General features: G+C 42.3%; 29 protein-coding genes. 1 reads left to right on the forward strand and 28 read right to left on the reverse strand.

All coding sequences use genetic code 11. The annotated features are described in order from the left end of the window. Positions 1–110 precede the first annotated feature (110 nt). The 17 genes from ACQKNS_RS17475 to rpiB all read right to left on the reverse strand — a co-directional run bounded on the left by ACQKNS_RS17475 (position 111) and on the right by rpiB (position 15,631). A complete protein-coding gene (locus tag ACQKNS_RS17475) occupies positions 111–587 on the reverse strand; it encodes a NuoB/complex I 20 kDa subunit family protein (protein ID WP_179086075.1) in 477 nt (158 codons plus the stop codon). A 26-nt stretch (positions 588–613) separates the two neighbouring features. Further along, on the reverse strand, positions 614–988 hold the full coding sequence (locus tag ACQKNS_RS17480) for an NADH-quinone oxidoreductase subunit A (protein WP_076368347.1): 375 nt from the start codon (positions 986–988) through the stop codon (positions 614–616). 340 nt (positions 989–1,328) lie between these two features. Beyond that, on the reverse strand, positions 1,329–1,730 hold the full coding sequence (locus tag ACQKNS_RS17485) for a F0F1 ATP synthase subunit epsilon (protein WP_034315803.1): 402 nt from the start codon (positions 1,728–1,730) through the stop codon (positions 1,329–1,331). Positions 1,731–1,755: 25 nt separating this feature from the next. Then, complete coding sequence (gene atpD, locus ACQKNS_RS17490; RefSeq protein ID WP_427644585.1) at positions 1,756–3,153, reverse strand: F0F1 ATP synthase subunit beta; 1,398 nt, start codon at positions 3,151–3,153, stop codon at positions 1,756–1,758. Between the two features lie 88 nt (positions 3,154–3,241). Continuing rightward, positions 3,242–4,102 carry a F0F1 ATP synthase subunit gamma gene (locus ACQKNS_RS17495; RefSeq protein WP_192207250.1) on the reverse strand — a complete coding sequence of 287 codons (861 nt, stop codon included), beginning with the start codon at positions 4,100–4,102 and terminating at the stop codon, positions 3,242–3,244. 37 nt (positions 4,103–4,139) lie between these two features. After that, on the reverse strand, positions 4,140–5,648 hold the full coding sequence (gene atpA, locus ACQKNS_RS17500; protein ID WP_034315812.1) for a F0F1 ATP synthase subunit alpha: 1,509 nt from the start codon (positions 5,646–5,648) through the stop codon (positions 4,140–4,142). 24 nt (positions 5,649–5,672) lie between these two features. Next, the gene (locus ACQKNS_RS17505; RefSeq protein WP_427644586.1) at positions 5,673–6,209 is read right to left on the reverse strand and encodes a F0F1 ATP synthase subunit delta; all 537 of its coding nucleotides are present in this window, start codon (positions 6,207–6,209) and stop codon (positions 5,673–5,675) included. Beyond that, entirely contained in the window at positions 6,206–6,724 is a 519-nt protein-coding gene (atpF, locus tag ACQKNS_RS17510; RefSeq protein WP_076368352.1) for a F0F1 ATP synthase subunit B, read from the reverse strand. Before atpF ends, ACQKNS_RS17505 begins: the two co-directional genes overlap by 4 nt. Positions 6,725–6,873: 149 nt before the next feature. Continuing rightward, positions 6,874–7,098, reverse strand: a complete 225-nt coding sequence (gene atpE / locus ACQKNS_RS17515; protein ID WP_034315818.1) for a F0F1 ATP synthase subunit C — start codon at positions 7,096–7,098, stop codon at positions 6,874–6,876. A gap of 72 nt (positions 7,099–7,170) precedes the next feature. Then, complete coding sequence (atpB, locus tag ACQKNS_RS17520; protein ID WP_076368353.1) at positions 7,171–7,887, reverse strand: F0F1 ATP synthase subunit A; 717 nt, start codon at positions 7,885–7,887, stop codon at positions 7,171–7,173. 22 nt (positions 7,888–7,909) lie between these two features. Then, positions 7,910–8,278 (reverse strand): ATP synthase subunit I, encoded by a 369-nt coding sequence (locus ACQKNS_RS17525; RefSeq protein ID WP_402943335.1) that lies wholly within the window; start codon positions 8,276–8,278, stop codon positions 7,910–7,912. Between the two features lie 285 nt (positions 8,279–8,563). Beyond that, positions 8,564–10,789 (reverse strand): S8 family serine peptidase, encoded by a 2,226-nt coding sequence (locus ACQKNS_RS17530; RefSeq protein WP_427644587.1) that lies wholly within the window; start codon positions 10,787–10,789, stop codon positions 8,564–8,566. Positions 10,790–10,875: 86 nt separating this feature from the next. Continuing rightward, on the reverse strand, positions 10,876–12,018 hold the full coding sequence (wecB, locus tag ACQKNS_RS17535) for a non-hydrolyzing UDP-N-acetylglucosamine 2-epimerase (protein ID WP_427644588.1): 1,143 nt from the start codon (positions 12,016–12,018) through the stop codon (positions 10,876–10,878). 23 nt (positions 12,019–12,041) lie between these two features. Next, complete coding sequence (upp, locus tag ACQKNS_RS17540) at positions 12,042–12,671, reverse strand: uracil phosphoribosyltransferase (RefSeq protein ID WP_034315825.1); 630 nt, start codon at positions 12,669–12,671, stop codon at positions 12,042–12,044. Positions 12,672–12,907: 236 nt separating this feature from the next. Beyond that, positions 12,908–14,149, reverse strand: coding sequence for a serine hydroxymethyltransferase (gene glyA, locus ACQKNS_RS17545; RefSeq protein WP_427644589.1), 1,242 nt, complete (start codon positions 14,147–14,149; stop codon positions 12,908–12,910). A 371-nt stretch (positions 14,150–14,520) separates the two neighbouring features. After that, on the reverse strand, positions 14,521–15,114 hold the full coding sequence (locus tag ACQKNS_RS17550) for a TIGR01440 family protein (RefSeq protein ID WP_427644590.1): 594 nt from the start codon (positions 15,112–15,114) through the stop codon (positions 14,521–14,523). A gap of 70 nt (positions 15,115–15,184) precedes the next feature. Then, a complete protein-coding gene (gene rpiB, locus ACQKNS_RS17555; protein ID WP_427644591.1) occupies positions 15,185–15,631 on the reverse strand; it encodes a ribose 5-phosphate isomerase B in 447 nt (148 codons plus the stop codon). 122 nt (positions 15,632–15,753) lie between these two features. Between rpiB and ACQKNS_RS17560 the strand changes: the two genes are divergently transcribed. Beyond that, entirely contained in the window at positions 15,754–15,966 is a 213-nt protein-coding gene (locus ACQKNS_RS17560) for a hypothetical protein (RefSeq protein ID WP_427644592.1), read from the forward strand. Positions 15,967–16,005: 39 nt separating this feature from the next. Here ACQKNS_RS17560 and ACQKNS_RS17565 read toward each other — a convergent pair whose 3' ends face one another. The 11 genes from ACQKNS_RS17565 to glpX form a co-directional block, all read right to left on the reverse strand. Then, complete coding sequence (locus ACQKNS_RS17565) at positions 16,006–16,449, reverse strand: low molecular weight protein arginine phosphatase (protein ID WP_427644593.1); 444 nt, start codon at positions 16,447–16,449, stop codon at positions 16,006–16,008. 144 nt (positions 16,450–16,593) lie between these two features. Beyond that, positions 16,594–17,160, reverse strand: coding sequence for a manganese efflux pump MntP family protein (locus tag ACQKNS_RS17570; protein ID WP_427644594.1), 567 nt, complete (start codon positions 17,158–17,160; stop codon positions 16,594–16,596). Positions 17,161–17,235: 75 nt separating this feature from the next. Further along, a complete protein-coding gene (locus tag ACQKNS_RS17575; RefSeq protein WP_427644595.1) occupies positions 17,236–18,285 on the reverse strand; it encodes an L-threonylcarbamoyladenylate synthase in 1,050 nt (349 codons plus the stop codon). Positions 18,286–18,574: 289 nt separating this feature from the next. Beyond that, complete coding sequence (gene spoIIR / locus ACQKNS_RS17580; RefSeq protein WP_427644596.1) at positions 18,575–19,480, reverse strand: stage II sporulation protein R; 906 nt, start codon at positions 19,478–19,480, stop codon at positions 18,575–18,577. Between the two features lie 147 nt (positions 19,481–19,627). Then, complete coding sequence (prmC, locus tag ACQKNS_RS17585; RefSeq protein ID WP_427644597.1) at positions 19,628–20,497, reverse strand: peptide chain release factor N(5)-glutamine methyltransferase; 870 nt, start codon at positions 20,495–20,497, stop codon at positions 19,628–19,630. Then, complete coding sequence (prfA, locus tag ACQKNS_RS17590) at positions 20,490–21,560, reverse strand: peptide chain release factor 1 (RefSeq protein ID WP_427644598.1); 1,071 nt, start codon at positions 21,558–21,560, stop codon at positions 20,490–20,492. Before prfA ends, prmC begins: the two co-directional genes overlap by 8 nt. 159 nt (positions 21,561–21,719) lie before the next feature. Continuing rightward, the gene (locus ACQKNS_RS17595; RefSeq protein WP_427644599.1) at positions 21,720–22,175 is read right to left on the reverse strand and encodes a hypothetical protein; all 456 of its coding nucleotides are present in this window, start codon (positions 22,173–22,175) and stop codon (positions 21,720–21,722) included. Positions 22,176–22,352: 177 nt separating this feature from the next. Then, positions 22,353–22,958, reverse strand: a complete 606-nt coding sequence (locus ACQKNS_RS17600) for a thymidine kinase (RefSeq protein WP_427644600.1) — start codon at positions 22,956–22,958, stop codon at positions 22,353–22,355. Between the two features lie 138 nt (positions 22,959–23,096). Then, positions 23,097–23,297: a 50S ribosomal protein L31 gene (rpmE, locus tag ACQKNS_RS17605; protein WP_034315847.1), complete on the reverse strand. Its 201-nt coding sequence runs from the start codon at positions 23,295–23,297 to the stop codon at positions 23,097–23,099. Between the two features lie 149 nt (positions 23,298–23,446). After that, entirely contained in the window at positions 23,447–24,736 is a 1,290-nt protein-coding gene (gene rho / locus ACQKNS_RS17610) for a transcription termination factor Rho (protein WP_251426964.1), read from the reverse strand. A 315-nt stretch (positions 24,737–25,051) separates the two neighbouring features. Continuing rightward, positions 25,052–26,014 (reverse strand): class II fructose-bisphosphatase, encoded by a 963-nt coding sequence (glpX, locus tag ACQKNS_RS17615; protein ID WP_427644601.1) that lies wholly within the window; start codon positions 26,012–26,014, stop codon positions 25,052–25,054. Between the last annotated feature and the right edge of the window lie 42 nt (positions 26,015–26,056).

Below are 26,056 nucleotides of genomic sequence, written 5' to 3' on the forward strand. Positions count from 1 at the left end.
TCCGGCTCTTCCGCACTTTCAGCTTTCGCCTGTTTTCGGGCCAGTGCTTCAGCCTTCGCCTTGGCCGCGGCTGCCGCCTTTTGTTTCGCTAAGTCCTCCTTTTCACTCATCTATATCACCCGCTTTCCGGTTTTCGCCTCGTAACGGATTTTTTCTTTTAATTTATTGATCCCATAAATAAGTGCAGCTGGATTTGGGGGACAACCCGGTATATATACATCGACAGGTACAATTTGATCTACCCCCTTGACCACTGAGTAAGAGTGAACATAAGGCCCACCAGCAGTTGCACAGGACCCCATTGCAATGACCCACTTCGGTTCCGGCATTTGTTCGTATAATCTACTTATTATTGGAGCCATTTTTTTCGTTACCGTTCCTGAAACAATCATGACATCCGATTGTCTGGGTGATGTCCGAAAAAATGAACCAAATCGGTCCAAATCATAATGAGAGGAACCGACGCCCATCATTTCAATTGCACAACATGCCAAACCGAAAGTCATTGGCCAGAGTGAGTTACTTCTAGCCCACCCTTTTATTTGTTCAAGTGTAGATAAAAAAATGCTGTGGCGTATTTCTTCCATTTCTTCAGGGGTAAGTTCATCCAACTTCAATTCCACTTTAACACCTTCTTTTTCCAAGCGTAAATTAGCCCAAGCATTAGGATCAGGACAAAAAACAGCATTTCAATCAATGCAAACAGTCCGAGTTCATCATAGGCAACCGCCCATGGGTAAAGAAAGACCGTTTCTACATCAAATATGACGAACATCAATCCGAATAGATAATACCTGACATTGAATTGGACCCTTGAATCCTGAAAAGGCTCGATTCCACTTTCATAAGTCGTATATTTCATATCTGTCGGTTTATAAGGCCTTAGCAGTCTACCAAGAAATAAAGCGATCACAGGTAATAAAATGCCGAGACAAAGGAAAACAAATACAATTAAATAATTATTTTGGTAAATATGCAGCTGTCCCATTTTCATCTCCCTTTATGGATATATCATGTTAAATGGATACAATTTAAATTTGCTTGTCTTCTTTTTGGATACCGTTTTAAATAGTATGCAGGGTAACATTCTTTTAGAAGCAACGTGAAAGGAGGGGGTATGAAGCAATAAATGTAAGCGTATACATTATAACATTAGGATAAAATCATGTCGACGAGTTAAGGATTAAAATGGAAAATACTTTACTCTATAATTCGACTTTATTTTCCTAATTCTGATATTTAATATCAATAGTCATCAAAAACCTCTGAATAAAAAAACACCTGATCTTACCACGAATGGTTTGATCAGGTGTTTTCATAAATTAAAGTTATCGCATTTCTGCAATTTGGATACGGTTGATGGCACGTTTAAGCGCTAAATCAGCTCTTTTGGCATCATTTGATCCATCATTGTTCTGCAATCTTTGTTCAGCACGGGCTTTTGCTGCTTGAGCACGTGCAAGATCGATAGTTTCAGCTCTTTCAGCAGATTGAGCCAAAATGGTTACCACATCAGGGCGAACTTCCAGGAAGCCACCATTTACAGCTACATAGTCTGTGTTGCTTCCATTTTTAAGACGGACAGCACCGATGGTAAGCGGGGCTACAGTTGGAACGTGTCCAGCCATGATTCCCAGCTCACCGCTTTTAGCTTTAGTGCTTACCATTTCAACTTCTGCATCATATACTGGGCCATCGGGAGTAACAACATTGACTTTAATGGTCTTCATTTCATTCCCTCCTAGGTCCCTTTAATTAAGCCATTTCTTTTGCTTTAGCAACAACTTCTTCGATGCGGCCAACTAGACGGAAAGCATCTTCAGGAAGTTCGTCATATTTTCCAGCTAGGATATCTTTGAATCCTTGGACTGTTTCTTTAACTGGTACATAAGATCCTTTTTGACCAGTAAATTGTTCAGCCACGTGGAAGTTTTGTGACAAGAAGTTTTGGATTCTACGAGCACGGGCAACGATTACTTTTTCGTCTTCGCTTAACTCATCCATACCCAAGATCGCAATAATATCTTGAAGTTCTTTATATTTCTGTAAAGTTGATTGAACTTGACGGGCTACTTCATAGTGCTCAGCTCCAACGATTTCTGGGCTAAGGGCACGGGAAGAAGATGCCAATGGATCAACTGCTGGGTAGATACCCATTTCAGAAAGCTTACGCTCAAGGTTAGTTGTTGCATCCAAGTGAGCGAAAGTTGTAGCTGGAGCCGGATCCGTATAGTCATCGGCAGGTACATAGATCGCTTGGATAGATGTAACAGAACCTTTATTAGTTGAAGTGATACGTTCTTGTAATTGACCCATTTCTGTAGCAAGCGTTGGTTGGTAACCTACCGCTGAAGGCATACGGCCTAGAAGGGCAGAAACCTCGGAACCTGCTTGAGTGAAACGGAAGATGTTATCGATGAAGAAAAGAACGTCTTGTCCTTGTTCGTCACGGAAATATTCAGCCATTGTCAAACCACTTAGAGCTACACGCATACGTGCACCTGGTGGCTCGTTCATTTGTCCGAATACCATCGCTGTTTTCTTAATAACACCAGAATCAGTCATCTCGTAGAAAAGGTCATTTCCTTCACGAGTACGCTCACCTACACCAGCGAATACAGAGATACCGCCGTGCTCTTGTGCGATGTTATTAATAAGTTCCTGGATAAGTACAGTTTTACCTACACCAGCTCCACCGAAGAGACCGATTTTACCACCTTTGATGTAAGGTGCAAGTAAATCTACTACTTTAATACCAGTTTCAAGAATTTCAACTGTTGTTGATAAGTCCTCAAAAGTTGGTGCTTGTCTGTGAATTGGATCACGACGCACCTCTGCTGTAAGTGGTTCAAATAGGTCAATGTTTTCCCCTAATACGTTGAAAACGCGGCCTAGAGTCACTTCACCTACAGGAACGGAAATTGGAGCTCCTGTATCAACAGTCTCTGCACCACGAGTTAAACCATCAGTGGAAGACATTGCTACAGTACGAACTGTATTATCACCTAGTTGAAGGGCTACTTCAAGAGTTAGTCCTGTACCAGACGCTGTATTTTCGATTCTTAACGCGTTATAGATCTTAGGAAGTTGTCCGTCTTCGAATTTCACGTCAACAACCGGACCCATAACTTGAGTAACGCGTCCTATATTCATCGTTTTCCCTCCTAACGTTGCTTATAACGACTATCGAGATTATGGAACGGCCAAGCTTCGTCCGGGCCGACCGTCCCCTTTAAAGTTTTTATTCTAAAGCTGCTGCACCGCCAACAATTTCCGTGATTTCTTGAGTAATTGCGGCCTGACGTGCACGGTTATATTGCAATGAAAGCGAGTCGATCAATTCTTTCGCATTATCGGTTGCATTTTTCATTGCAGTCATACGTGCAGAGTGCTCACTTGCTTTACCATCTAATAAAGCACCATAAATTAAACTTTCTGCGTACTGAGGTAGTAATACCTCAAGAATTTCTTCTGCATTCGGTTCAAATTCATAAGAAGTCAATGCTGCATTGGAAGTATTAAAGTCAGCTAAAGGAAGGACTTGCGTTTCCGTTACATCCTGCTGGATTGGGCTGACATAATGGTTATAGTACATATAAAGCTCATCACACAGTTCATTTAGGTACAAATTCACTGTTGATTTAGCAAGGGAGCTAATGTCAGCGAAAGACGGCTGATCAGGAACCCCAGTTACTTCAAGCTCTACGTGCATATTACGGCTGACAAAGAAATCACGGCCAACCCTTCCGATTGCGATAATGACGAACTCATCATTGGATTTATGGCGTTCAAGAATAGTTTTATGAACGTGGCGAAGGATGCTACTGTTGTATGCTCCTGCCAATCCGCGGTCCGATGTGATTACCAGGTAACCGGTTTTCTTCACTGGACGTGAGACAAGCATTGGGTGAGATGCACCCGTACTTCCGTTCGCAATACTTGATACTACTTCTTGAATTTTTTCCATATATGGAACATATGCTTTAGCATTAGCTTCAGCACGGTTCATTTTAGAAGCAGATACCATCTGCATCGCTTTTGTAATTTGACTCGTCTTTTTCGTTGAAGTAATCCGAGACTTAATATCGCGTAAAGAGGCCATTCATTCTCACCACCCTTTATAAATTAGTTAGACCTTATTATTCAGAAATAACGAAGTTCTTTTTGAACTCGTTAATTGCAGCAACGATAGCAGCGTCTTCAGGAAGACCTTTAGTTGTGCGAATGTGATCTAATAATTCTGGATGAGAACGATCTAGGAACACATAGTATTCTTCTTCAAAACGAAGGATATCCGATACTGGAATATCATCTAGATGACCTTTCGTCAATGCATAGAAAATCATGACTTGTTTTTCAACTTTAATTGGTTTATTTAGATCTTGCTTAAGAACTTCAACTGTACGTGCACCACGGTTAAGTTTTGCTTGAGTAGCAGCATCAAGATCAGAACCGAATTGAGAGAATGCTTCCAATTCACGATAAGAAGCTAAGTCTAGACGTAATGTACCCGCAACTTTTTTCATCGCTTTAATTTGTGCAGATCCACCAACACGGGATACGGAAAGACCAGCGTTAATCGCAGGACGTACACCTGAGAAGAACAAATCAGATTGTAAGAAGATTTGTCCATCTGTGATGGAAATAACGTTTGTTGGAATGTAAGCAGAGATATCGCCTGCTTGTGTTTCAACAAATGGAAGCGCAGTAATTGAACCGGCACCTAACGTGTCATTCAATTTAGCTGCACGCTCAAGTAAGCGGGAGTGCAAGTAGAATACATCCCCAGGGAATGCTTCACGACCTGGAGGACGGCGAAGAAGCAAGGAAAGTTCACGGTATGCTGATGCTTGTTTAGAAAGATCATCATATACCACTAAAACGTGCTTGCCAGCGAACATGAACTCTTCACCCATAGTCACACCAGCATATGGAGCTAGGTATAAAAGTGGTGCTGGTTGAGAAGCTGATGCAGATACAACAATTGTGTAATCCAGTGCACCATTTTTACGTAGAGTCTCAACTGTTCCACGAACTGTTGATTCTTTTTGACCAATCGCAACATAAATACAGATCATGTCTTGGTCAGCTTGGTTAAGGATTGTATCGATTGCAACTGATGTTTTACCAGTTTGACGGTCACCGATGATTAACTCACGTTGTCCGCGTCCGATTGGTACAAGAGCATCGATTGCTTTAATCCCTGTTTGTAATGGCTCATGAACAGATTTACGGTCCATGACGCCTGTTGCAGGGCTTTCGATTGGACGAGTTTTTGTTGTAGCGATCGGACCAAGACCATCCAATGGTTGTCCTAGCGGATTCACGACACGTCCGATTAATTCTTCTCCAACTGGCACTTCCATGATACGGCCAGTACGGCGTACTTCACTGCCTTCTTGAATGTCTCTGAATGGTCCAAGAATAACAACACCTACGTTATTTTGCTCAAGGTTTTGTGCCAACCCCATTGAACCATTAGAAAATTCTAAGAGCTCCCCAGCCATTGCATTATCTAAACCATGAACGCGAGCGATACCATCACCAACAGTGATTACTGTACCTACATCGCTTACTTTAATTTCCGACTGATAGTTTTCAATCTGCTTTTTAATCAGCGCACTGATTTCTTCAGCTTTGATGCTCATGAATTTCACCCCTATCTGTGAATATTAACCTAATAGTTGTTTGCTAAGGCGATCAAGCTTCCCGCTTATCGTGCCGTCATAAATACGGTTACCGATTTGAAGTTTGATGCCGCCAAGAATATTGCTATCCGTAACATTAGTGATGCGCAAATTACGTTTGCCGATTTTTGCAGCAAAAGCTGAAGACACAGCTTTCGCTTCAGCTTCAGTTAAAGGATTGACTGTATAAACAGTCGCATCCGCAACTGAATTTTCTTCATTCGCAAGTTCAATGAACTCTTGTGCCATGGCAGTCACTTCATTTGTACGATGACGCTCCACCATTAACATTACAGTATTTTGAACGGAAGACGAAAGACTTGCAAATGCATTTGCAAGCAATGTATTTTTTGCATCGCTAGTCATTTTAGGATGAGCCAAGAAGTTTAATAGCTCTTTATCATTTGTGAAAACTTCATTCACTATGCGAAGCTCTTCTTCAAGTTGGTTAATGAGATTTTGCTCTTTCGCAATTTGGAAAAGAGCTACAGCATAACGTCCTGCTACAGTTATATCGCTCATTTACCTTCTCCTGCCTCTTGAATATATTCATTGATTAGTTTTTCTTGATCAGCTGATGAAAGTTCTTTCTCAATCACCTTAGAAGCGATCATGACAGATAATGAAGCTACTTGCTCGCGTAATGCGGCAACTGCTTTTTCTCTCTCTTGAACGATTTCACGTTTTGCTGATTCTTTAACACGTTCAGCCTCTGCACGCGCTTGTTTAATAATATCTTCGCGTTGTGCTTCGCCTTGTTGCTTAGCATTCTCTATAAGTTGTCCCGCTTCAGTGCGAGATTGTTTTACGATTTCACGCTGTTCTTCTAGATATTTCAGTGCTTCTTTTCTACTAACTTCAGCTGCTTCGATTTCATTCGCAACATGCTCTTCACGTTCTTTCATGATGCCCATTAGCGGACCCCATGCAAACTTCTTAAGCAACGCTAACAAAATAATAAAGATTACAAGCTGGTATATGATATCCCCACCATTAAAGTGGGCTGCTTGACCAAGAACAAAATTGCTTGTTAACACGCTCGGTTCACTCCCTTCATGAGATTCACTATTGAAGTTCTGTATTTTCGATTGACAGTATCACTGTCATAAATGTGACTTTAACACAGAGCAATGGCGAAGGGTCTCCTTGGATCATCTTCGCCATTATTGAACTTTTTCAAGTTATCTTATTTACCCATTACAATAAACGCGATAACTACAGCGATGATTGGAAGTGCCTCAACTAACGCAATACCAACGAACATTGTAGTTTGAAGCATACCACGAGCTTCTGGCTGACGAGCCATTCCTTCAATTGTACGCCCAACGATAAGACCATTACCAATACCCGCACCTAGTGCACCTAATCCAACTGCGATAGCAGCAGCTATAAGACCTAAAGAACCTGTCATGATAAATTTCCTCCTTGAAATGTTGTTTTATTTTTTCATCAATATAATGTTCATAATGAACAATATTTATAATTAATGGTCGTCACTTACTTTATGGGAAAGATAAACCATCGTTAACATAGTAAAGATAAAAGCTTGAATGGAGCCGACAAAGATACTAAATCCTTCCCAAGCCAACATTGGTAATGCAGCAGTGGCTGCACCCACAACACCACTTGTTCCTAGTCCAGCAAGTAAAGTTAATAGTAACTCACCCGCGTAAATATTCCCGTAAAGTCGCAATCCTAGAGTTAACGTATTAGCGAACTCCTCAATAATCTTTAACGGAAACAAGAAACCCATTGGTTGGACATAAGTTTTGGCATAATTTTTCATGCCTCTCATCTTGATACCATAATAATGAGTTAAACCCATTACCATAACTGCCAAGGTTAAAGTTATTGCCGGATCAGATGTAGGTGATTTCCACCAAAGTTCGTGCCCTATTACAATCGAGAACGGCAATCCTAACATGTTTGAAACAAATACGTACAATATTAATGTCATTCCCAACATAAGGAACTGACCACCCGTACGCCAATCCATATTGCTGTTGATGATGTTTTTCACAAAATCCATAACCCATTCGATAAAGTTTTGGATTCCTGTTGGCTTCATCGCAAGTTTTCGAGTTGCTGCTACAGCAATAATGAAGACAATGAGACTTGCGATAGTCATCATAAGAACGTTAGCCAAGTTGAAATGTATTCCAGTATCCATAAATTCCCACATAGGAGCTTCATGATTCAACAGTATTCACCTCTCTTCTTTACTACCTACGTATGTTTTGCATAAAATAATCTATCATAATGACAAAGTAAACTGTCATTAATCCCATTACCACGCATACCACTTGAAACTCGTCAGGATATCTCAATGCAATAATTGCAGCTAAACCCGCTACAGACATTCTAGTTAAACTGCCAAGGGAGCGCGTCTTCTTACCTTCGGCAACCTCTTGGGCGAACTTTTTGTTCTTTTTGACCATTGACCAGAATATAAATAGGCTGAAGGCAGTTCCAAGCAATAATCCTTGGAAGACTGAATCATGTGAAGTGAAACCCACCCCGAGTACATAAATACCCATTAAATACAACATGTATTTCAGCTGCCTATTGAACATTTTTTCCAATTCTAGCATTTTGTCATGTAATCTCCCTAGAAATATTGTTGTATCTGTGTTTAGCTAGGGAATTTGCCCGTAACAAGTCCAAATAGAAGGTCAAAAACCATCTTCTATTTGACACGTTATTAACGTATGAAACCCCTCTCATTTTACATCCTTAGTTAGCATACAATAGGCAAGAATCATTGTCAATGAGTGGTTAGTGAAATTTGTCACAGGTTTGTAATTATTAACGAATTGTTCACAAATTATCTTTTCTATACTATTGACATCCATTTTATTTTACTTATTATCCTCTAATCACTCAATAAGTAACGTCTTTTCTATCCGATCTTCCCTTCCACTCTTTCTCGCAAAGATTATCGCTTTATACACTCCTTTAGGCGGCAAGTTCTTTTTCAATACATCTTTTTTGATCAAACCGGAAGGTGCCGACCTGGACCAATCCAAATATCCAGCGAATTTCAAGCTATCTTCCTCATAAAGGGCAATACCGAATTCTTCAGCCCCGCGCGGAAGGTACATTTCGTATCGATATGTCCCTTTCCGGTCCCCTTGGCCAAAATCAAATCCCATTATCCTTGGGTAATCAGGCTCTTCTTTTACATATAAATAAGGTAAGGATATTCTTTTGGTTCCTTCCATTATAATGAGGTATCCATCAAAGACTCCTTTTTTAAGCTTGGCTGGGTTGACCTGCAGCCCCACTTTTATCCGTTTCTTTTCCTTCGGATTCAAAGTAAGGGATTTCGGCAATTCCCAAGTAAGTCCCGTCTCTTTCAGCGGGACCATGAAAGAGTACTTCCTCATTTCCGTTCCTGTATTTTCTATGACTATCGTTTCATGATGTTCTTCAATTCCGTCTTTTTTTGTATACATCCCAAAGGACAATGAGCTTGGACTCAAGAGCGTGTCCGCTTTTAATGCTTCGTCGACCTGGATCCGTCCAGCCCCCTGTTCATATGTATGATACAGTTCTTTTGCAGATTTCCTCAATGGTTTGGAAGTGCTCATCAATGCAGATTTCACTTGCTCCGGATTCCATTCGGGGTGTTTTTGCAGGATTAAAGCGCATGCTCCGGCAACATGCGGTGAGGACATACTTGTTCCATCCAAGGACATATATCCTTCGGGGATGGTACTTTCAATTTCCACTCCTGGAGCCAATACGTCAGGCTTTATTCCCCATGATACGGTTACCGGTCCCCTGGAACTAAAATCTGCGAGCTTATCCTGCTCGTTCTTATAAACAAATTGAACGGTTTTGCTCTGCCCTTGCTCCATGATTTGCTTTAGCTGCAATCCATCTCTTCTATTAATAGAAGCAGCTGGGATGTTCATTTCTTTTTCCAAGCTTCCCGTAAAGGTCCCGCTCGTATTATTATAAACAATTACCCCCTTTGCACCTGCCTTCTCTGCATTGGATACTTTCTGCTGGAAGGTAAGTGTGCCACGTTCCATCAGCACAATCTTATCCCGGGCATGTTTCAGGTCCTTTTCATTACCAAGACCTCCAAATATGACATCCTCGGAAAACGTCAGGTTCCATTTTTTAGAGCCTTGAAACACGATTAAATGCGATTGATGCTTCTTCGATCCAAGTCCGTAAATCATATACGGAACCCTTAAGGGAGGAGTCGATGCCCCAACGGAAATCGCTTTTTCCGCTGTTCCGGGTGAGCCTACGGTCCATACAGCCGGACCGGAATTCCCATTTGATGTCACGGCAACGATACCGCTTTCCACAGCCTTATTCAATGCAAGGGAAATAGGTAAATCAGGGCCATTGACGTTATTGCCAAGAGAGAGGTTCAAGACATCCACCTTATCCTTCATGGCTGACTCAATAGCCATCAAGACTTGGTCTGTATCTCCTGCACCACCTGGCCCCAAAGCTCGATATGCATATATCTCCGCTTCTGGTGCAACGCCTTTCATCTTTCCATTGGCTGCAATGATGCCTGCCACATGAGTCCCATGTAATGTATCCAGGTCGCCTTGGTTTTTGGTTTCCATCGGATCTTCATCACCATCAACCAGATCCTTCCCTCCCTTATAAGCACGTTGCAAATCTGGATGTGTATAATCGATGCCAGTATCTATGATTCCTACTTTAACCCCTTTCCCGGTGATCCGGTGATTCTCCTTATCAAAGAAACCCCTGACCCTGCCTCCTCCTATGTATGGGACACTTTTATCCAACACCGCTTGATAAACGGATACTTCCGTTACAGCCTGAATTACATCCTCTTTTTTAAGTTGTTCTATCTCATTCATTTTCCCATGAACGGAAAATCCATTCAGGGCAACTGAATAAACATTCCGTAATTGAAGGGATGGATATTTTTCAAGCAGTTTTTCGATTTTTTTTTGTTGAAACACCTTATCCATCGTGACAACAACCGTTACTTCCTTAGATTCAGATAGTTTTGGTAAAGGCGGCAGAATGACGGATGCCAATCCCTTTTCATTTTGATAAATAAATATAAAAAGGAAAACAAACACTATGAACGTTTTCTTTCCCAACATAATCATCCCCTTAGCAGTTATCTTTTCTCAACAACCTTGGAGTATGCAAATAAAAAAGGAAAAGCGCGTGGCTTTTCCTTTTTCTATGAGTCAAATCGGGTTGGCGGCATGTCTGCTCGATTAAAATAGTAACGAATGGCTTCCGCGATGCGAACCGAAGCATTTCCATCCCCATAAGGATTGGAAGCCTTGGACATTTTTTCGTGCACCTCTTGATCGGTGAGCAATTCATGTGCCAAATTATAAATGTTTTTTTCTTCGGTACCCGCCAATCTTAAGGTTCCAGCTGCAATCCCCTCAGGACGTTCTGTCGTATCCCTTAATACTAGGACAGGTACACCAAGTGATGGTGCCTCTTCCTGGATTCCCCCAGAATCAGTCAAAATCAGATAGGCTCTTGAAGCGAAGTTATGGAAGTCCAATACATCCAGCGGTTCAATCAAATGAATCCGCGGATCGTCCCCGAGGATTTCGTTTGCCAATTCCTGAACAAGCGGGTTTAAATGGACTGGATATACTACTTGAACGTCATCATGCTCAGCAATGATTCTCTTTACGGCCCTGAAGATATTCCTCATGGGTTCGCCAAGGTTTTCCCTGCGATGGGCGGTAAGTAAAATGAGCTTGTCTTCTCCAAGTCCATTTAAAACCGGATGGGAATACGTGGAACGTACAGTAGTTTTTAAAGCATCGGTTGCCGTATTTCCCGTCACGAAGATATTATCCTTCTTGTTCTCGTTCAGCAGATTCTCCTCCGCTTTCGAAGTCGGCGCAAAATGCAAATCTGCCATAGTGCCTGTAAGCTGCCGATTCATCTCTTCCGGATAGGGGGAATACTTATTCCATGTGCGCAGCCCCGCTTCAACATGCCCAATGACAATTTGATTATAAAAAGCTGCCAGACTTGCGACAAACGTTGTGGTTGTATCACCGTGTACAAGAACAATATCAGGTTTAGCTTCCTTCATTACCGAATCAAGACCATTTAAAGCTCTTGTTGTAATGTCAGCAAGCGTTTGCCGTTCCTTCATTATGTCCAAGTCATAGTCCGGCTGTATGGAAAATAGTTCGAGAACTTGATCTAACATTTGCCGATGCTGAGCCGTAACGGCAACGATTGGCTTGAAAAATTCTGGGTGTTTTTGAAATTCGAGTACTAAGGGAGCCATTTTGACAGCTTCTGGTCTCGTTCCGAAAATGGTCATGACTTTTATCGGTTTATTCATTCGTGACACCTCAGTTTCTTTCCTTATTTTGTGCCGAATAAACGATCTCCCGCGTCTCCAAGACCTGGAACGATATACCCGTGTTCATTCAGTTTTTCGTCAAGACCCGCAATATAAATATCAACATCAGGATGGGCTTCTTTTAATGCTTCTACACCTTCTGGAGCTGCAATCAAACACATGAATTTAATATTGACTGCACCGCGCTTTTTAATGGAATGGATCGCTTCGATGGCTGATCCGCCAGTGGCCAACATCGGGTCAACGACAATGCATTCCCTTTCTGCCAAATCGCTTGGCATTTTGGCATAATACTCAACCGGTTTCAATGTTTCAGGGTCACGGTAAAGTCCGACATGTCCGACCTTTGCAGCAGGAATCAGCTTAATGATCCCGTCCACCATACCTATGCCTGCACGTAAAATCGGGACGATTCCCACTTTTTTACCGGAAAGCATTTTCACTTTCGCTGTGCTTACAGGCGTTTGGATTTCCACCTCTTCCAGCGGCATGTCCCTCGTGATTTCAAAGGCCATCAATGATGCGACTTCATCCACTAGTTCACGGAATTCTTTTGTTCCTGTATTTATATCACGTATATAGGCTAATTTGTGTTGAATTAACGGGTGATCGAAAACATAAACTTTTCCCATTTAGCATCTCTCCAATTCCATTGCTTAGTTTTGCGCTTTTTTATGATTTCCCTAATCGAATAGAAAAATTTTCGTGTCTTTTAAAATTCACTTCAACCTATTTTACAGAAAAACGTTTCAATCTTCAATAAAGGTTTAGATGTCAGACCTATTTTCACTATTCGGATTCTTCTAACACTACCCTTCCATAAAATACAAAAAAACCGCTCCCTTTAAAAGGGAGCAGCTACGATATATTACAATGAAGGATATAGTTCAAATTTGTTCGCTAATGATTCAACACGCTGTTTTGCTTCTTCAAGTTTAGCTGCGTCTTCATTATTTTTCAAAACAAGTCCGATGATTGAAGCTATTTCATCCATGTCTTCCAATCCGAAGCCACGTGATGTTACCGCTGCAGTCCCAATGCGTATACCGCTTGTGACGAATGGTTTTTCCGGGTCATAAGGAATGGCATTTTTGTTCACGGTAATACCGATTTCATCCAAAACATGCTCTGCGATTTTACCAGTTAATCCAGTAGAGCGCACATCAAGAAGAATCAAGTGATTGTCCGTTCCATCAGAAACAAGGGTGAACCCTTCTTTCTTCAAACCTTCGCCCAAACGTTTTGCATTATCGATGATTTGTTGTGCATATACTTTAAATTCATCTTGAAGCGCTTCGCCGAATGCAACAGCCTTAGCGGATATAACATGCATCAACGGACCGCCTTGAATTCCAGGGAAGATGGATTTATCGATCTTCTTACCAAATTCTTCTTTACAGATGATCATTCCTCCGCGTGGTCCGCGAAGTGTTTTATGAGTGGTTGTCGTTACAAAGTCAGCATAAGGAATCGGGCTTTGATGCAATCCTGCCGCAACTAAACCAGCAATATGCGCCATATCGACCATTAAATATGCCCCTACTTCATCTGCAATTTCACGGAATCGCTTGAAGTCGATTTCCCGAGGATATGCACTTGCACCCGCTACGATTAATTTCGGTTTGTGCTGACGCGCTTTTTCCAATACATCATTGTAATCGATACGGTGATCTTTTTCGTCTACACCATATTCAACAAAATTGTAGTTAACGCCACTGAAGTTAACTGGACTACCGTGTGTTAAGTGACCTCCATGCGAAAGGTTCATCCCAAGCACTGTGTCTCCAGTTTGAAGAACAGTAAAGTAAACGGCCATATTGGCTTGAGCTCCAGAGTGAGGCTGTACGTTCACATACTCCCCTCCGAAAATTTCTTTCGCACGTTCACGAGCTAGATCTTCAACGATGTCTACATATTCACATCCGCCATAGTAACGTTTTCCAGGGTATCCTTCTGCATACTTATTAGTCAAGACCGATCCTTGTGCTTCCATGACAGCTTCACTCACGAAGTTTTCAGAAGCAATAAGTTCAATCTTACTTCTTTGACGCCCTAATTCCAGTTGAATTGCGTTAAACACTTGCTCATCTTGCTTTGCTAAACGATTCATTCCGTAATTCCTCCTCAAATTGTGCGTGATTCGCTTTTTAGTATTTATGTGCAACATGCCTTCAAAAAAGCATGAAAAAGCCTTACTAATAGTTATTAGAAAATTCTACTCCATTTTAACATGTCTAATTTAGAAGTGATAGTCTAATTTTATCGAACGTTAAATGTTTTTTTATTTAAAAACGTTCGTATTTAACATCAAAATTGTGCTGAATAGCTCTTTCACCCTATATTCCATAAGCAAAATCACCATTCTATTAGCGCTATAAAGTAATGTTTTTTTGCGGAACCTTATCTTGGGCTTTACGATTTCGCCCGCATTCAATTAAAAAACAGCATTCCCCATCCGAGAAATGCTGTCCCACTTACCCATTAAGTACAACTTTTGTTTTCAGAAATGTCCCGATAAACGGCCCGCTCCCCGCCAATCAGTTTCGGACGTGTTTTTGCCATGGTCACATGTGCATGTCCTATTTCTTTAATGGCAGAGCGAATAGGAACCGCCACATGTTTCAGATGCATGCCAATGAAGGTGTCCCCGATGTCAATCCCCGCATCCGCTTTGATATGCTCGACTACGACGGCATCTTTCCATTGCTGGTAGGCATACGTCGCCATCGATCCCCCAGCTGTTCTTACAGGTACAACCGAAACTTCTTCATAATCATAGCGAACCGCTGTTTCCCTTTGTAAAACCAAGGCCCTGTTTAAATGTTCACAACATTGATATGCAACCTGAACACCCGTTTTTCCTTGAAAATCCCTAACTACGGAAAAAATCATCCCTGCAACATCGAGCGTACCTTCAGTACCGATCCTTTTCCCGATCACTTCACTTGTACTGCAGCCGATCACAAGCAGCTGATTCTCTTTTAAAGCTGTCTGTTCTTGAAACTCATGTAAAAGTTCCCGGAACTGGTTTTCCCATATCTCAAGCTCATTTGAAGATGTAGCATCACTAGTCATGAAAACGCATCCTTTCAATAAGAAAACTTACTATCGGCAAAAAAGGGTTCTCTCCAAAAAACAATAAGTATTAACTATGTTTACCTTCATATTCCGCAATCTTACCGATCCTGTTTTGATGACGCCCGCCTTCAAATTCCGATGTCAGCCATGTTTGTGCAATTTCCCTGGCCAGTCCCGGGCCAATGACACGTTCCCCCATCGCTAACATATTGGTATCATTATGCTGGCGGGTCAATTTCGCACTATAGACATCATGAACCAATGCACATCGTATTCCTTTGACTTTATTGGCAGCAATGCTCATTCCAATTCCAGTTCCACAGATTAAAATGCCCCGATCGAACTCGCCCCGCGCCACTTTTTCAGCAACAGGCAAGGCATAATCCGGATAATCCACCGACGTACTGCATTCACAGCCAAAGTCCTCAAATGGAATCTGTAACTCATTCAATAAATTCTTTATTTCTTCACGGATATGTAAACCACCATGATCCGAAGCAATCGCAACTTTCATCATAATCCTCCTCTAGCTTTTTCATTTGATTTTATTGTGTCACAAAATTATGAAAAGATAAAGGATGTCCATCCTTTTTCCCCGCAAAGAAGCAGGAAACCGACTTGGGCTTCCTGCAGTAATTGTCAAGTGTGAAAGCGGGTATGGTCGTGTTAACCTTTTTCCGCTTTCACTTTAAGTTCCAGTGCCGATTATTCGACATTTACATGACTAGCGCTTGTTCGCTTGTCGCAGCCGTCACTTCTTCCGCTCCAGCAGATGCTTATTCTGCAATAGCAGCCACTTCTTGGGGCTGCCTTGATCCTACACTTTGCATGGACGGTCAACAAGCTTAGTAATATCTTTTACTGCAGCGACCACATTATGTACCCCGTTTATTCTTTAAGCCTTTTGACTAATTCTTCTATTAATCCCTGCAGCTCCCTGAACGTTTCCAGGTAAATGCCTTCAGAGCCGCCAAACGGATCTATTATGTCTCTATCATATTTATCCTCAATAACGAATTCTTTTAAAGTGAAAGTCTTGTCGATCATTTGGGGGTATGCACGAGTAATGACAGATTTATGCCCTTCCGTCATGGTGAAAATATGAGTCGCCCATTCCATTTCCATTTCGGATAAAGGCGTTGAATGATGATTATGCACGATGTCATTTTCAGCCAATACATTTTTTGCATGCAGTGAAGCATCCTGGCCTGATGAAGCATACACGCCTGCGGACTTCACTTCAACACCCCCAATATTCTTATTTTTCAATATCGCTTCTGCCATCGGGCTTCTGCATGTGTTACCTGTACATACAAATAATACTCGGATCATTTTTAACGCCTCCTTTTTTATTCATTATAAGCTATCGCCCGTTTATTATAGTCAAAAAAATCACTCTCATCTTGTCCTAAGAAAAATAAAAACCGCTCCAGTAATCGGAACAGTTGAGGAAGGAACGATATGAATTCAAGCGGATCAAAAAGAGAACAATAATTTCAATCCAAACGCGCACAGGATGCTTCCGCCAAGAATCTCACTATACACGCCAAGCAAGCCCTGCATTTTTCTGCCCAGTAAAAGCCCAGCCCACGTTAATAGAGTGGCAGCAAACCCAAAACAAAGAACGGTTAAAATCGTTTTTGCACCGTAAATTCCCAGTGTCAATCCTACCGAGAAGCTATCCAGGCTCACCCCTAAAGCAAAAATGAATAGACCTTTCCCGATAGGGGCCAGCATCTTATTTTCCCTGGCACCCACCCCATCCTTTTTACCAGGGATAAACATCTGTATACCAAGAATGATCAACAATAGACCGCCGGCGTATGTAGCGAAGGTCCCGAATTTCTCTGAAATGAAACGGCCCGCCCCCATTCCAAGCAATGGCATCCAAATATGAAAAATGCCTACTGTCAGCCCTATAAAAAGTATTTGCCTCAACCTTAGCTTAAACATTCCCATTCCAAGGCCAACTGAAAAGGCATCCATTCCCAACGCGAATGCCATTAGCAATAAGGTGATGATTTCTCCAGCAAATGTATTCATTCAAATCCCCCTCGGACGTGCCTACTACATGTTATGCATGTCCGAAAAGAAATAGAAGGATAAAATCAGTCCTTATTACACATGTTCCTTGATGATTTGATGACCTGCCGCCTTCTCAAGCCGGTTCATGACCGCGGCTCCTATTCCAGCCTCAGGAAACATTTCACTAAAAATGACATCGACCTCAAGCTCGTCAAACTGTCTTAAAGCATTATATAAACCAGTCGCAACGGTATGTAAATCCGCTAATGAACCCGGGACAACTACATGATCCGCCTTATAATCCTGTTGATGTTCATAAGCCGTTATGATTCCCACCTTTAACCCATCCGTTCTTTTTTCATCCACAAGCTTCTGAAGGAAAGCTTGATTACCCTTGACTAAATATAGGGGTGCCTTCGGAGCGTAGTGGGTATACTTCATGCCCGGGGCTTTTGGCGCGGTTTCCTGATCCTTCAATGCGACATCTTGCCGGACTTCCCCTATTACGGCTTCCAGCTGTTCTAGGGTCACTCCGCCAGGTCTTAAAATAACAGGTACTTCCACAGTGCAGTCAAGTACTGTGGATTCTACGCCAACACCAGTAGTCCCGCCATCGACTATGCCTGCAATCCGGCCCATCAAGTCATCTTCAACATGATTTGCCGAGGTGGGGCTTGGTTTCCCGGAAGTATTTGCACTCGGAGCCGCAATGGGCAAATCACTTGCACGAATAAGGCCTAGGGCTACCTGATGATCCGGCATCCTGACAGCCACCGTGTCCAATCCAGCTGTCACAAGGTTTGATAGCTGGCCCGGTTTTCGTTTCATGATCAAAGTCAAAGGACCCGGCCAAAATTTTGCCATTAACTTCCTGGCCTGTTCCGGAATCTCTTCTACAATACCTGACAACTGGTCATCGGAGGCTATGTGAACGATCAAAGGATTATCACTCGGACGCCCCTTCGCTTCAAACACTTTTTTGACGGCCTCGTCATTTTTGGCATTCGCCCCCAGTCCATAAACGGTCTCTGTAGGAAAAGCCACCACTTGATTTGCCTTTAATAATTCAGCTGATTGTATAATCTGGGGATAACTTTCTAAATTATCCACATTTTTATCCACTGACCAAATTTTCGTTTTCATCTTGAACACCATCGCCTTTTAATGTTTCTTATTTTATATAATTGCTTTTATATGAAGGATATTCTCAAATTATTGTAATAAATTCTCTTGAAGATACTTTGAAAGTATAAAAGAAGTATTCACATAATTCAAGCGTTATCCACAAATTGGGGATAACCACATCGAATCCGTGGATAAGTTTGTGGATATTAATAATTAATGACAGACTTTTTTGATTTTTTGTTAATAACCCTGTGGATAAGTTTACGAAATTATCTGATTTTAAAAAAGAGGGCATCTGCCCCCTTTTTTAAAATAGATCATTGAAGATTTCTGCAAATAAAGACTTCACTTCCACCTCAGGCTCCTTTTCTCCTTCATATAATTGTTGACCTTGTTTATTGGATGCTGCAAGTTCAACCTGGTTTTCTTCTACATTCCCATCAATGACTTCCTCCGTCACTTGTTCCTTGTCTTTTTCTTCTGTCACTTGTTTTTTTACTTCCGGCTCTGTAACCTCTTCTTTTACGCTCTCCTCCACTACCTCTTCTTCAACTGCTGCCTCGGTCCCTTTTTCCTTTTCAGCCGTTTCTTCTACAACTTCTTCCTCTGCAACGGGCTCACCTTCTTCATTTGTTGCAGCATACACCTTCCCTTCCGAGTTCAAGGATCTTTCACCCTCATCCTCGACAATCGGACTTTGACTTACAGCCGTCCCATTTGAAAAATCCAGGAAACATAATGGGGGAAATAGAACACACCACCAATTTGCGCCTTCCCCTTCCCCAAGCGTGATAATCACCGCTTCATAATCCCCTGCCGGATATAAATACTGCCCGTAGAGTTTTGTCGGAAATTCCGCTTGTCCAAAGTCCACTTTAACTGACTGCTCCAACCCTTGTTCCTTTATAACTGCTTCAGCCGTCGCTTGGATATCCGGCAGATGCGAGGTGATCACATCCCTCGCTTCATCCAAAGAAGTAAGTTCCTCGACCCACTTAGTGATATCTTCATTTACCTCATCCCTAATCAGGCGTTTAACCGCTTGATCCTTTTCTGCATCACTATTGGCAAGAATCCGCAGACGAATCGCCTCATCCGGGATCACCTTCGTAGCTTCAGCACCGACCATCTCCGCTTTAGGCATATATATACTTACGATCGTTCCTATAGTTAAGATTAATAGATAAATAATGGCTAAATGTTTAGTTTTCATCGCCTTCGCCCCCTCACATGAATTAGTCTCACCATTTTCCAGCTATCTTAAACTAGTAAAAACAAAAAAGTTGATAGCTGGAAATATAGATTCCAAAGGATAATGAGGGTGGATTATAAAAAAATCCGTCTCACATAGGAAGACGGATCACTTTAATGCAGCGAAGACCATTCGATCTTTTTCATTAATGTCATTTATGATGGATACTTCTGCAGAAGGAAAGGTTCGCTTCAATAAATCGGCAACAGCCTCACCCTGTCCAGTTCCCACTTCAAAACCGATCAGCCCAGGCACCTTCATGATCAGAGGTAACTGCTCCATAAAGCGGCGGTAAAAGTCCAGCCCATCGATACCGGCAAATAATGCACGATGCGGTTCATGACCTGTCACGACCACTGACATGGATTCATGATCATCATCTGGTATATAGGGCGGATTCGATAAAAGGATGTCCACCTTCTGGTTTTTGTTCATGAAAGGCAAAAGCAAATCACCTTGCATGAACTCCACTTCGGCACCTAGCGATTTGGCATTTTTCCGCGCCACCTCAAGCGATGGTTCCGCTATGTCCGTGGCCGTCACCAATAAGTTTGATTTCTCAAGTTTCATCGTAATGGCGATAGCTCCGCTGCCGGTCCCAATATCAGCTAAACGAAGCTTCTGTTCCTCCATAAAAATGGCCGGGATTTTACGTAAAGCATAATAAATCAATTCTTCTGTTTCAGGTCTCGGTATGAGCACCTCTTCATTCACAAAGAAGGTCCGTCCATAAAATTCCTCACTGCCGATTATATATTGGATGGGCGTTCCCTCAGCATGCAGCTCAACAGCGGCCTTAAATTGCCCAAAATCCGCTTCACTAAGCTCATCATGAAGGTTGGCTAGCATTTGGGAGCGGGTTTGTTTTAAAAAGTGCTGTAACAGGAGTTCCCCAGCATTGGCATCACGATCATTTTCCTTTAAAAAAGAAGAAGCCCATTTAAGGGCTTCGAACACTTTCACGGCAGAGTTACTCATCTGCATTTTCCAGCCTTGACGATTGGTCTTCCATGATTAATGCATCAACGACTTCATCCAGTTTACCTTCCATGATTTGATCCAGTTTTTGAATCGTTAAACCAATACGGTGGTCGGTAACGCGATTTTGCGGGAAGTTATAAGTGCGAATCCTTTCGGATCGATCGCCCGTTCCAACGGCAAGCTTCCTATTTTGATCATATTCCGCCTGCACTTCGCGATGGATTTTATCGTATACCCTGGCACGCAAAACCTTCATTGCCTTTTCCTTGTTCTTGATTTGTGATTTTTCATCTTGACAGGATACAACCGTATTGGTCGGAATATGGGTCAAGCGCACCGCCGACATTGTCGTATTGACACTTTGCCCTCCAGGACCGCTTGAAGCAAAGGTATCGACACGAACATCCTTATCATGGATTTCAACTTCCACTTCCTCAGCTTCAGGCAAAACGGCAACCGTGGCTGTAGATGTATGAATCCGTCCGCCTGATTCAGTTTCAGGTACCCGCTGAACGCGATGCGCTCCATTTTCGAACTTCAACTTTGAATATGCACCATTGCCATTAATCATGAATATGATTTCCTTGTAGCCGCCAAGCCCTGTAGGACTTGCTTCAATGACTTCAATCCGCCAACCTTGCACCTCGGCAAAACGGCTATACATTCGGTATAGACTACCCGCAAATAAGGCTGCCTCATCTCCGCCTGCCGCTCCGCGAATCTCCATGATTACGTTTTTATCATCGTTAGGGTCCTTAGGGATAAGCAATATTTTCAGTTTATCTTCAAGGCCTTGTATGGTTTCATCAAGTTCATTGACCTCTTCTTTTACCATTTCCCGCATTTCCGCATCAAGTTTCTCGTCCAACATGGCCTTCGCTTCCTGGAGTTGCTCACGAACCGCTTTATATTCTTTATAAGTCGATGCGGTCTCTTGAATGCTGGATTGCTCCTTAGAATATTCCCTTAGCTTCTTAGAATCATTAATGATCTCCGGGTCACTCAATAGTTCATTCAATCTTTCATATCTATCTTCTACTGCTTGTAAACGATCAAACAAATTATTCACCTCATAAATTTTCCAAAACATCGAAACGAATTGGAAGTAATCCATCTTTTCTAACTATAAATAAGTAGCTCAGTGCCCCAAGTCAGTTCACTTCTAGTTTAATTATAGTATAGGTGAATAATCAACGTCAAAGAGGTTTCAAAAATGTCGTTATTTCTTTAATTCGACATCTAAATTATATTGAGGCACAACCCTGTTTATCATGCCTTCTATTCGCCGCAATTCCTCTTTTCTATCTTTTTCCGTCTTGATTTCACCTTTATCATGGACCGTAACATGTATGGTATTTCCATTAAACCAAACGGAGCCCGCCTCATAATTAGTTTCCGATTCAATGACTCCCCGGATTTCATCAATTTGCTGCCCCATGGATGGAGAATTATTGGATGTATGATGCGGTGTATTGAGGACCTGATCTGATGGTCGTTCCGCTTCATTGTCCCAATCCTTATTCGATACCTGATTTAAACCCTTGCCAACAAAATCCCTGCCATCACGGGATTGATCTCCATATTCCGAATCATTATTTATTGCATTGTCATTTTGGCCGCAAGCCGTTAGTACAGCAAGCAGAAAGGCCGTCATAATAAGCAGTTTCAATTTCATATCTTTTCCCTCCATTTCGACTGGTTAAGAAGAACATTTCCCCGTTAGCCTGCCCAAAAATGGGCAATATTTATCGTTTATTCCCCTTCCATGTATTGGTGATGCAACCCCAATCCCAACCATTTCTTGATAAAAAAAAGCACCCTACGATCTCAGCGGATCATAGGGTGCCATTTTTCAAATATGTTCTTTAATCCCAACAGCCTGCTTACCCGGAACTTCGTGATGATGGCGGCAGCGGGGCTCGTATGATTCCGATGCACCCACAAGGATGATCGGCTCATCATAGGAGGCCGGCTCCCCATTTATCAATCGCTGTGTCCTGCTCGCAGGTGATCCGCACACTTCACACACAGCCTGCAGCTTAGTCACCGATTCTGCAAGCGATAATAGAACAGGCATAGGACCGAATGGTTCACCTCTGAAATCTTGATCGAGTCCAGCCATGATCACCCGATAACCGCTGTCCGCAAGATGCTGGGCAACCCCGATGATTTCATGATCAAAAAATTGCACTTCATCGATTGCAATGATATCCAGGGGCTTGTCCAAATACTTGAAAATATCCGTTGAATGGGCAATCGGTTTTGCCATCACAGAAGAGCCATTATGTGATACGACAGCCTCTTCCGCATAGCGATTATCAATAGCCGGTTTAAATACAGCTATTTGCTCTTTAGCAAATTGAGCACGGCTGACTCGTTTAATCAATTCCTCAGATTTACCTGAAAACATGCTTCCGCAAATAAGCTCGATCCAGCCTGTTTGTTTCATTACATACATGGAAACAGCTACTCCCTTCCACCTGTCGATCCTTTGGCCATTATTGAAGTCGACCCGGCTTTATATGAATTCTTACTTGTTTATGGAAAATAAAAAACAGGCAAGAAAAATACTTGCCTGTTTTTTAAAAAGTCCGGCTTATTTAATACCGTATTTTTTGTTGAAACGATCAACACGTCCGCCAGCTTCAGCGAATTTTTGACGACCAGTATAGAATGGATGGCACTCTGAACAAGTCTCAACTTTGATCTCTTCTTTAACTGAACCAGTTTCAAAAGTGTTTCCGCAAGAGCAAATTACTTTTGAAAGCTTATAATTTGGATGAATTCCAGTTTTCATTCTTTTCAGCTCCTTATGCCCTGAATCATTCGAAACAGAGTTATATACTTCAAGTTGAGGGAAAAACACCCTCACATTTATTGTAAAAACACATGAACTCATTATAACAACTTAAGACTAGTTGTGCAACTGTTTGTTTCTTACAGGGCTTAAGAACGTTTTACGCCCGCTGGCCCCTTTTTCATTTCTGACATCTCTTCATCCAGCTTACTGAAAAATTCTTCATTACCTTTTGTCTGTTTTAGACGGCGAAGGAATTTCTCCGAGAAATCAGGTGAATCTGACATCGTTTTCCTAATGGCCCATAGTTTATCCAGGCGATCTTTCGGAATTAACAATTCTTCTTTACGAGTGCCTGAGCGACGAATATCGATTGCCGGGAAGATGCGTCTTTCGGCAAGGGCACGATCTAAATGAAGCTCCATATTGCCCGTCCCTTTAAATTCTTCATAAATGACATCGTCCATTCTTGAACCCGTATCCACCAATGCTGTAGCAAGAATCGTCAGGCTGCCGCCTTCCTCGATATTCCTCGCCGCACCGAAAAAGCGTTTTGGACGGTGGAATGCAGCAGGGTCAATCCCCCCTGACAGTGTACGCCCGCTCGGCGGAATGACAAGGTTGTATGCACGGGCAAGTCGAGTGATGCTGTCCATTAATATGATGACATCCCGTTTATGCTCCACAAGGCGCATGGCTCGTTCCAATACCAGCTCAGCCACCTTGATATGGTTTTCCGGCACTTCATCGAAAGTTGAACTTACCACGTCCCCTGCGACGGAACGTTCAATGTCCGTCACTTCTTCCGGGCGTTCATCGATCAACAGCACAATCAATTCCGATTCGGGATGGTTTGTGGTTATCGCATTGGCAATTTCCTTGATGAGCATCGTTTTACCGGCTTTTGGCGGTGCGACAATCAGACCGCGTTGCCCAAACCCGACCGGTGCCAGGACATCCATGATCCTTGTTGATAAGTTCTTCGGTGTCGTTTCCAGTTTAATTTGCCTGTTTGGATATAACGGTGTTAAACCTGGAAAGTGGACACGCTCTTTAGCTGATTCCGGATTATCGCCATTGACCGCTTCGACATGCAGCAATCCATAATAGCGCTCGTTTTCTTTTGGAGGCCTTACCTTACCGGACACTTTATCTCCATTTCGCAAATCGAATCTGCGGATCTGTGAAGCAGAAATATAAATATCCTCCGAGCTTGGAGAATAATTAATTGGACGCAGGAAACCGAAGCCCTCTGAAGGTATGATCTCTAAAACGCCCTCCATGAATAGGAGACCATCCTGCTCAGCTTGTGCTTTAAGGATAGCGAAAATAAGTTCCTTTTTTGAAAGTTTGCTGTAATAGGAAACTTTATATTCACGCGCGTGCTCATATAGATCCTTTAGTTTCATGTTTTCTAAATTAGAAATAGTTAAATTCATTATGACACCACACTTTTATTAATTAAACGTTTTCACCCATACTGAAAAAGAAATGGTTTGTTAGATGGAAGAAAAACCGCAATCCATGTACCCGACCAGAGTTTTCTTAGAAAGGATGATACATTTTACATGTAAAGAAGAAAATTATTTGAAGGCTTCTTGAAGTTTGGAGTGAAAGGGCAGATTTTAAATTATTAATAGTAGACCAAGCTTTATTTTACTTTTTTTATTTTAATTATTCAACTTAAATTTTTTTAAAGAGAAAGCGAGCGATGAAACCGCTCGCTTTTTAAAGTGATTTTCTAAAAAACGTTATCAATCAATCAAACCATTCGGTTTAATCTTAAGGCTGTGGCGCCCATCAATGAATCGAACGGTACCTGATTTAGCACGCATGACCACGGATTGTGTTTCACCGTAATGTCCTTTAAATTGTACACCGCGTAAAAGTTCTCCATCAGTCACACCAGTTGCAGCAAAAATTGCGTCATCTCCGCGAACAAGGTCTTCCATTCTGAGGACTTTTCCTAAATCAAGGCCCATTTTTCCACAGCGTTCCACTTCTTCATCACTATGAGGAACGAGCTTACCCTGAATTTCCCCTCCAAGGCATTTCAAGGCAACGGCTGCAATAACTCCCTCTGGAGCTCCGCCAGATCCGAATAAGATATCAACACCGGTAAGATCGAAGGCCGTATTTATGGCTCCCGCTACATCTCCATCGTTGATCAACTTGATACGCGCCCCCGCCTCACGAAGTTCATGGATGATCTTCGAATGACGATCTCGGTTCAATACTGTTGCAACCACGTCTTGGATATCTTTATTCTTCGCCTTGGCTACCGCTTTCAGGTTGTCCAATATGGAAGCATTGATATCAATCTGGCCGACAGCCTCGGGTCCCACAGCTATTTTATCCATATACATATCCGGGGCATGAAGCAAGTTCCCCTTATCGGCTATCGCCAATACAGCCAATGCATTCCAGCCGCCAGATGCAACGATGTTCGTTCCTTCCAAAGGATCAACCGCAACATCCACCAGCGGTCCAAGACCAGTACCAAGTTTTTCGCCAATATAAAGCATTGGCGCTTCATCCATTTCCCCTTCACCGATTACAACCGTTCCTTGCATGGGAATAGTATTGAAAACATCCCGCATTGCAGTTGTCGCTGCATCATCTGCTTCGTCTTTCTTTCCTCTTCCCATCCAACGAGCTGAATTCAGTGCCGCCGCCTCTGTTACGCGGACAAGCTCCATCGATAAACTTCTTTCCATTTCCGGTTCCCCCTCATGTACACTAGCATGATTTATTTATAT

The organism is Peribacillus sp. NPDC094092, from assembly GCF_050279365.1.
Classification (GTDB): domain Bacteria; phylum Bacillota; class Bacilli; order Bacillales; family DSM-1321; genus Peribacillus.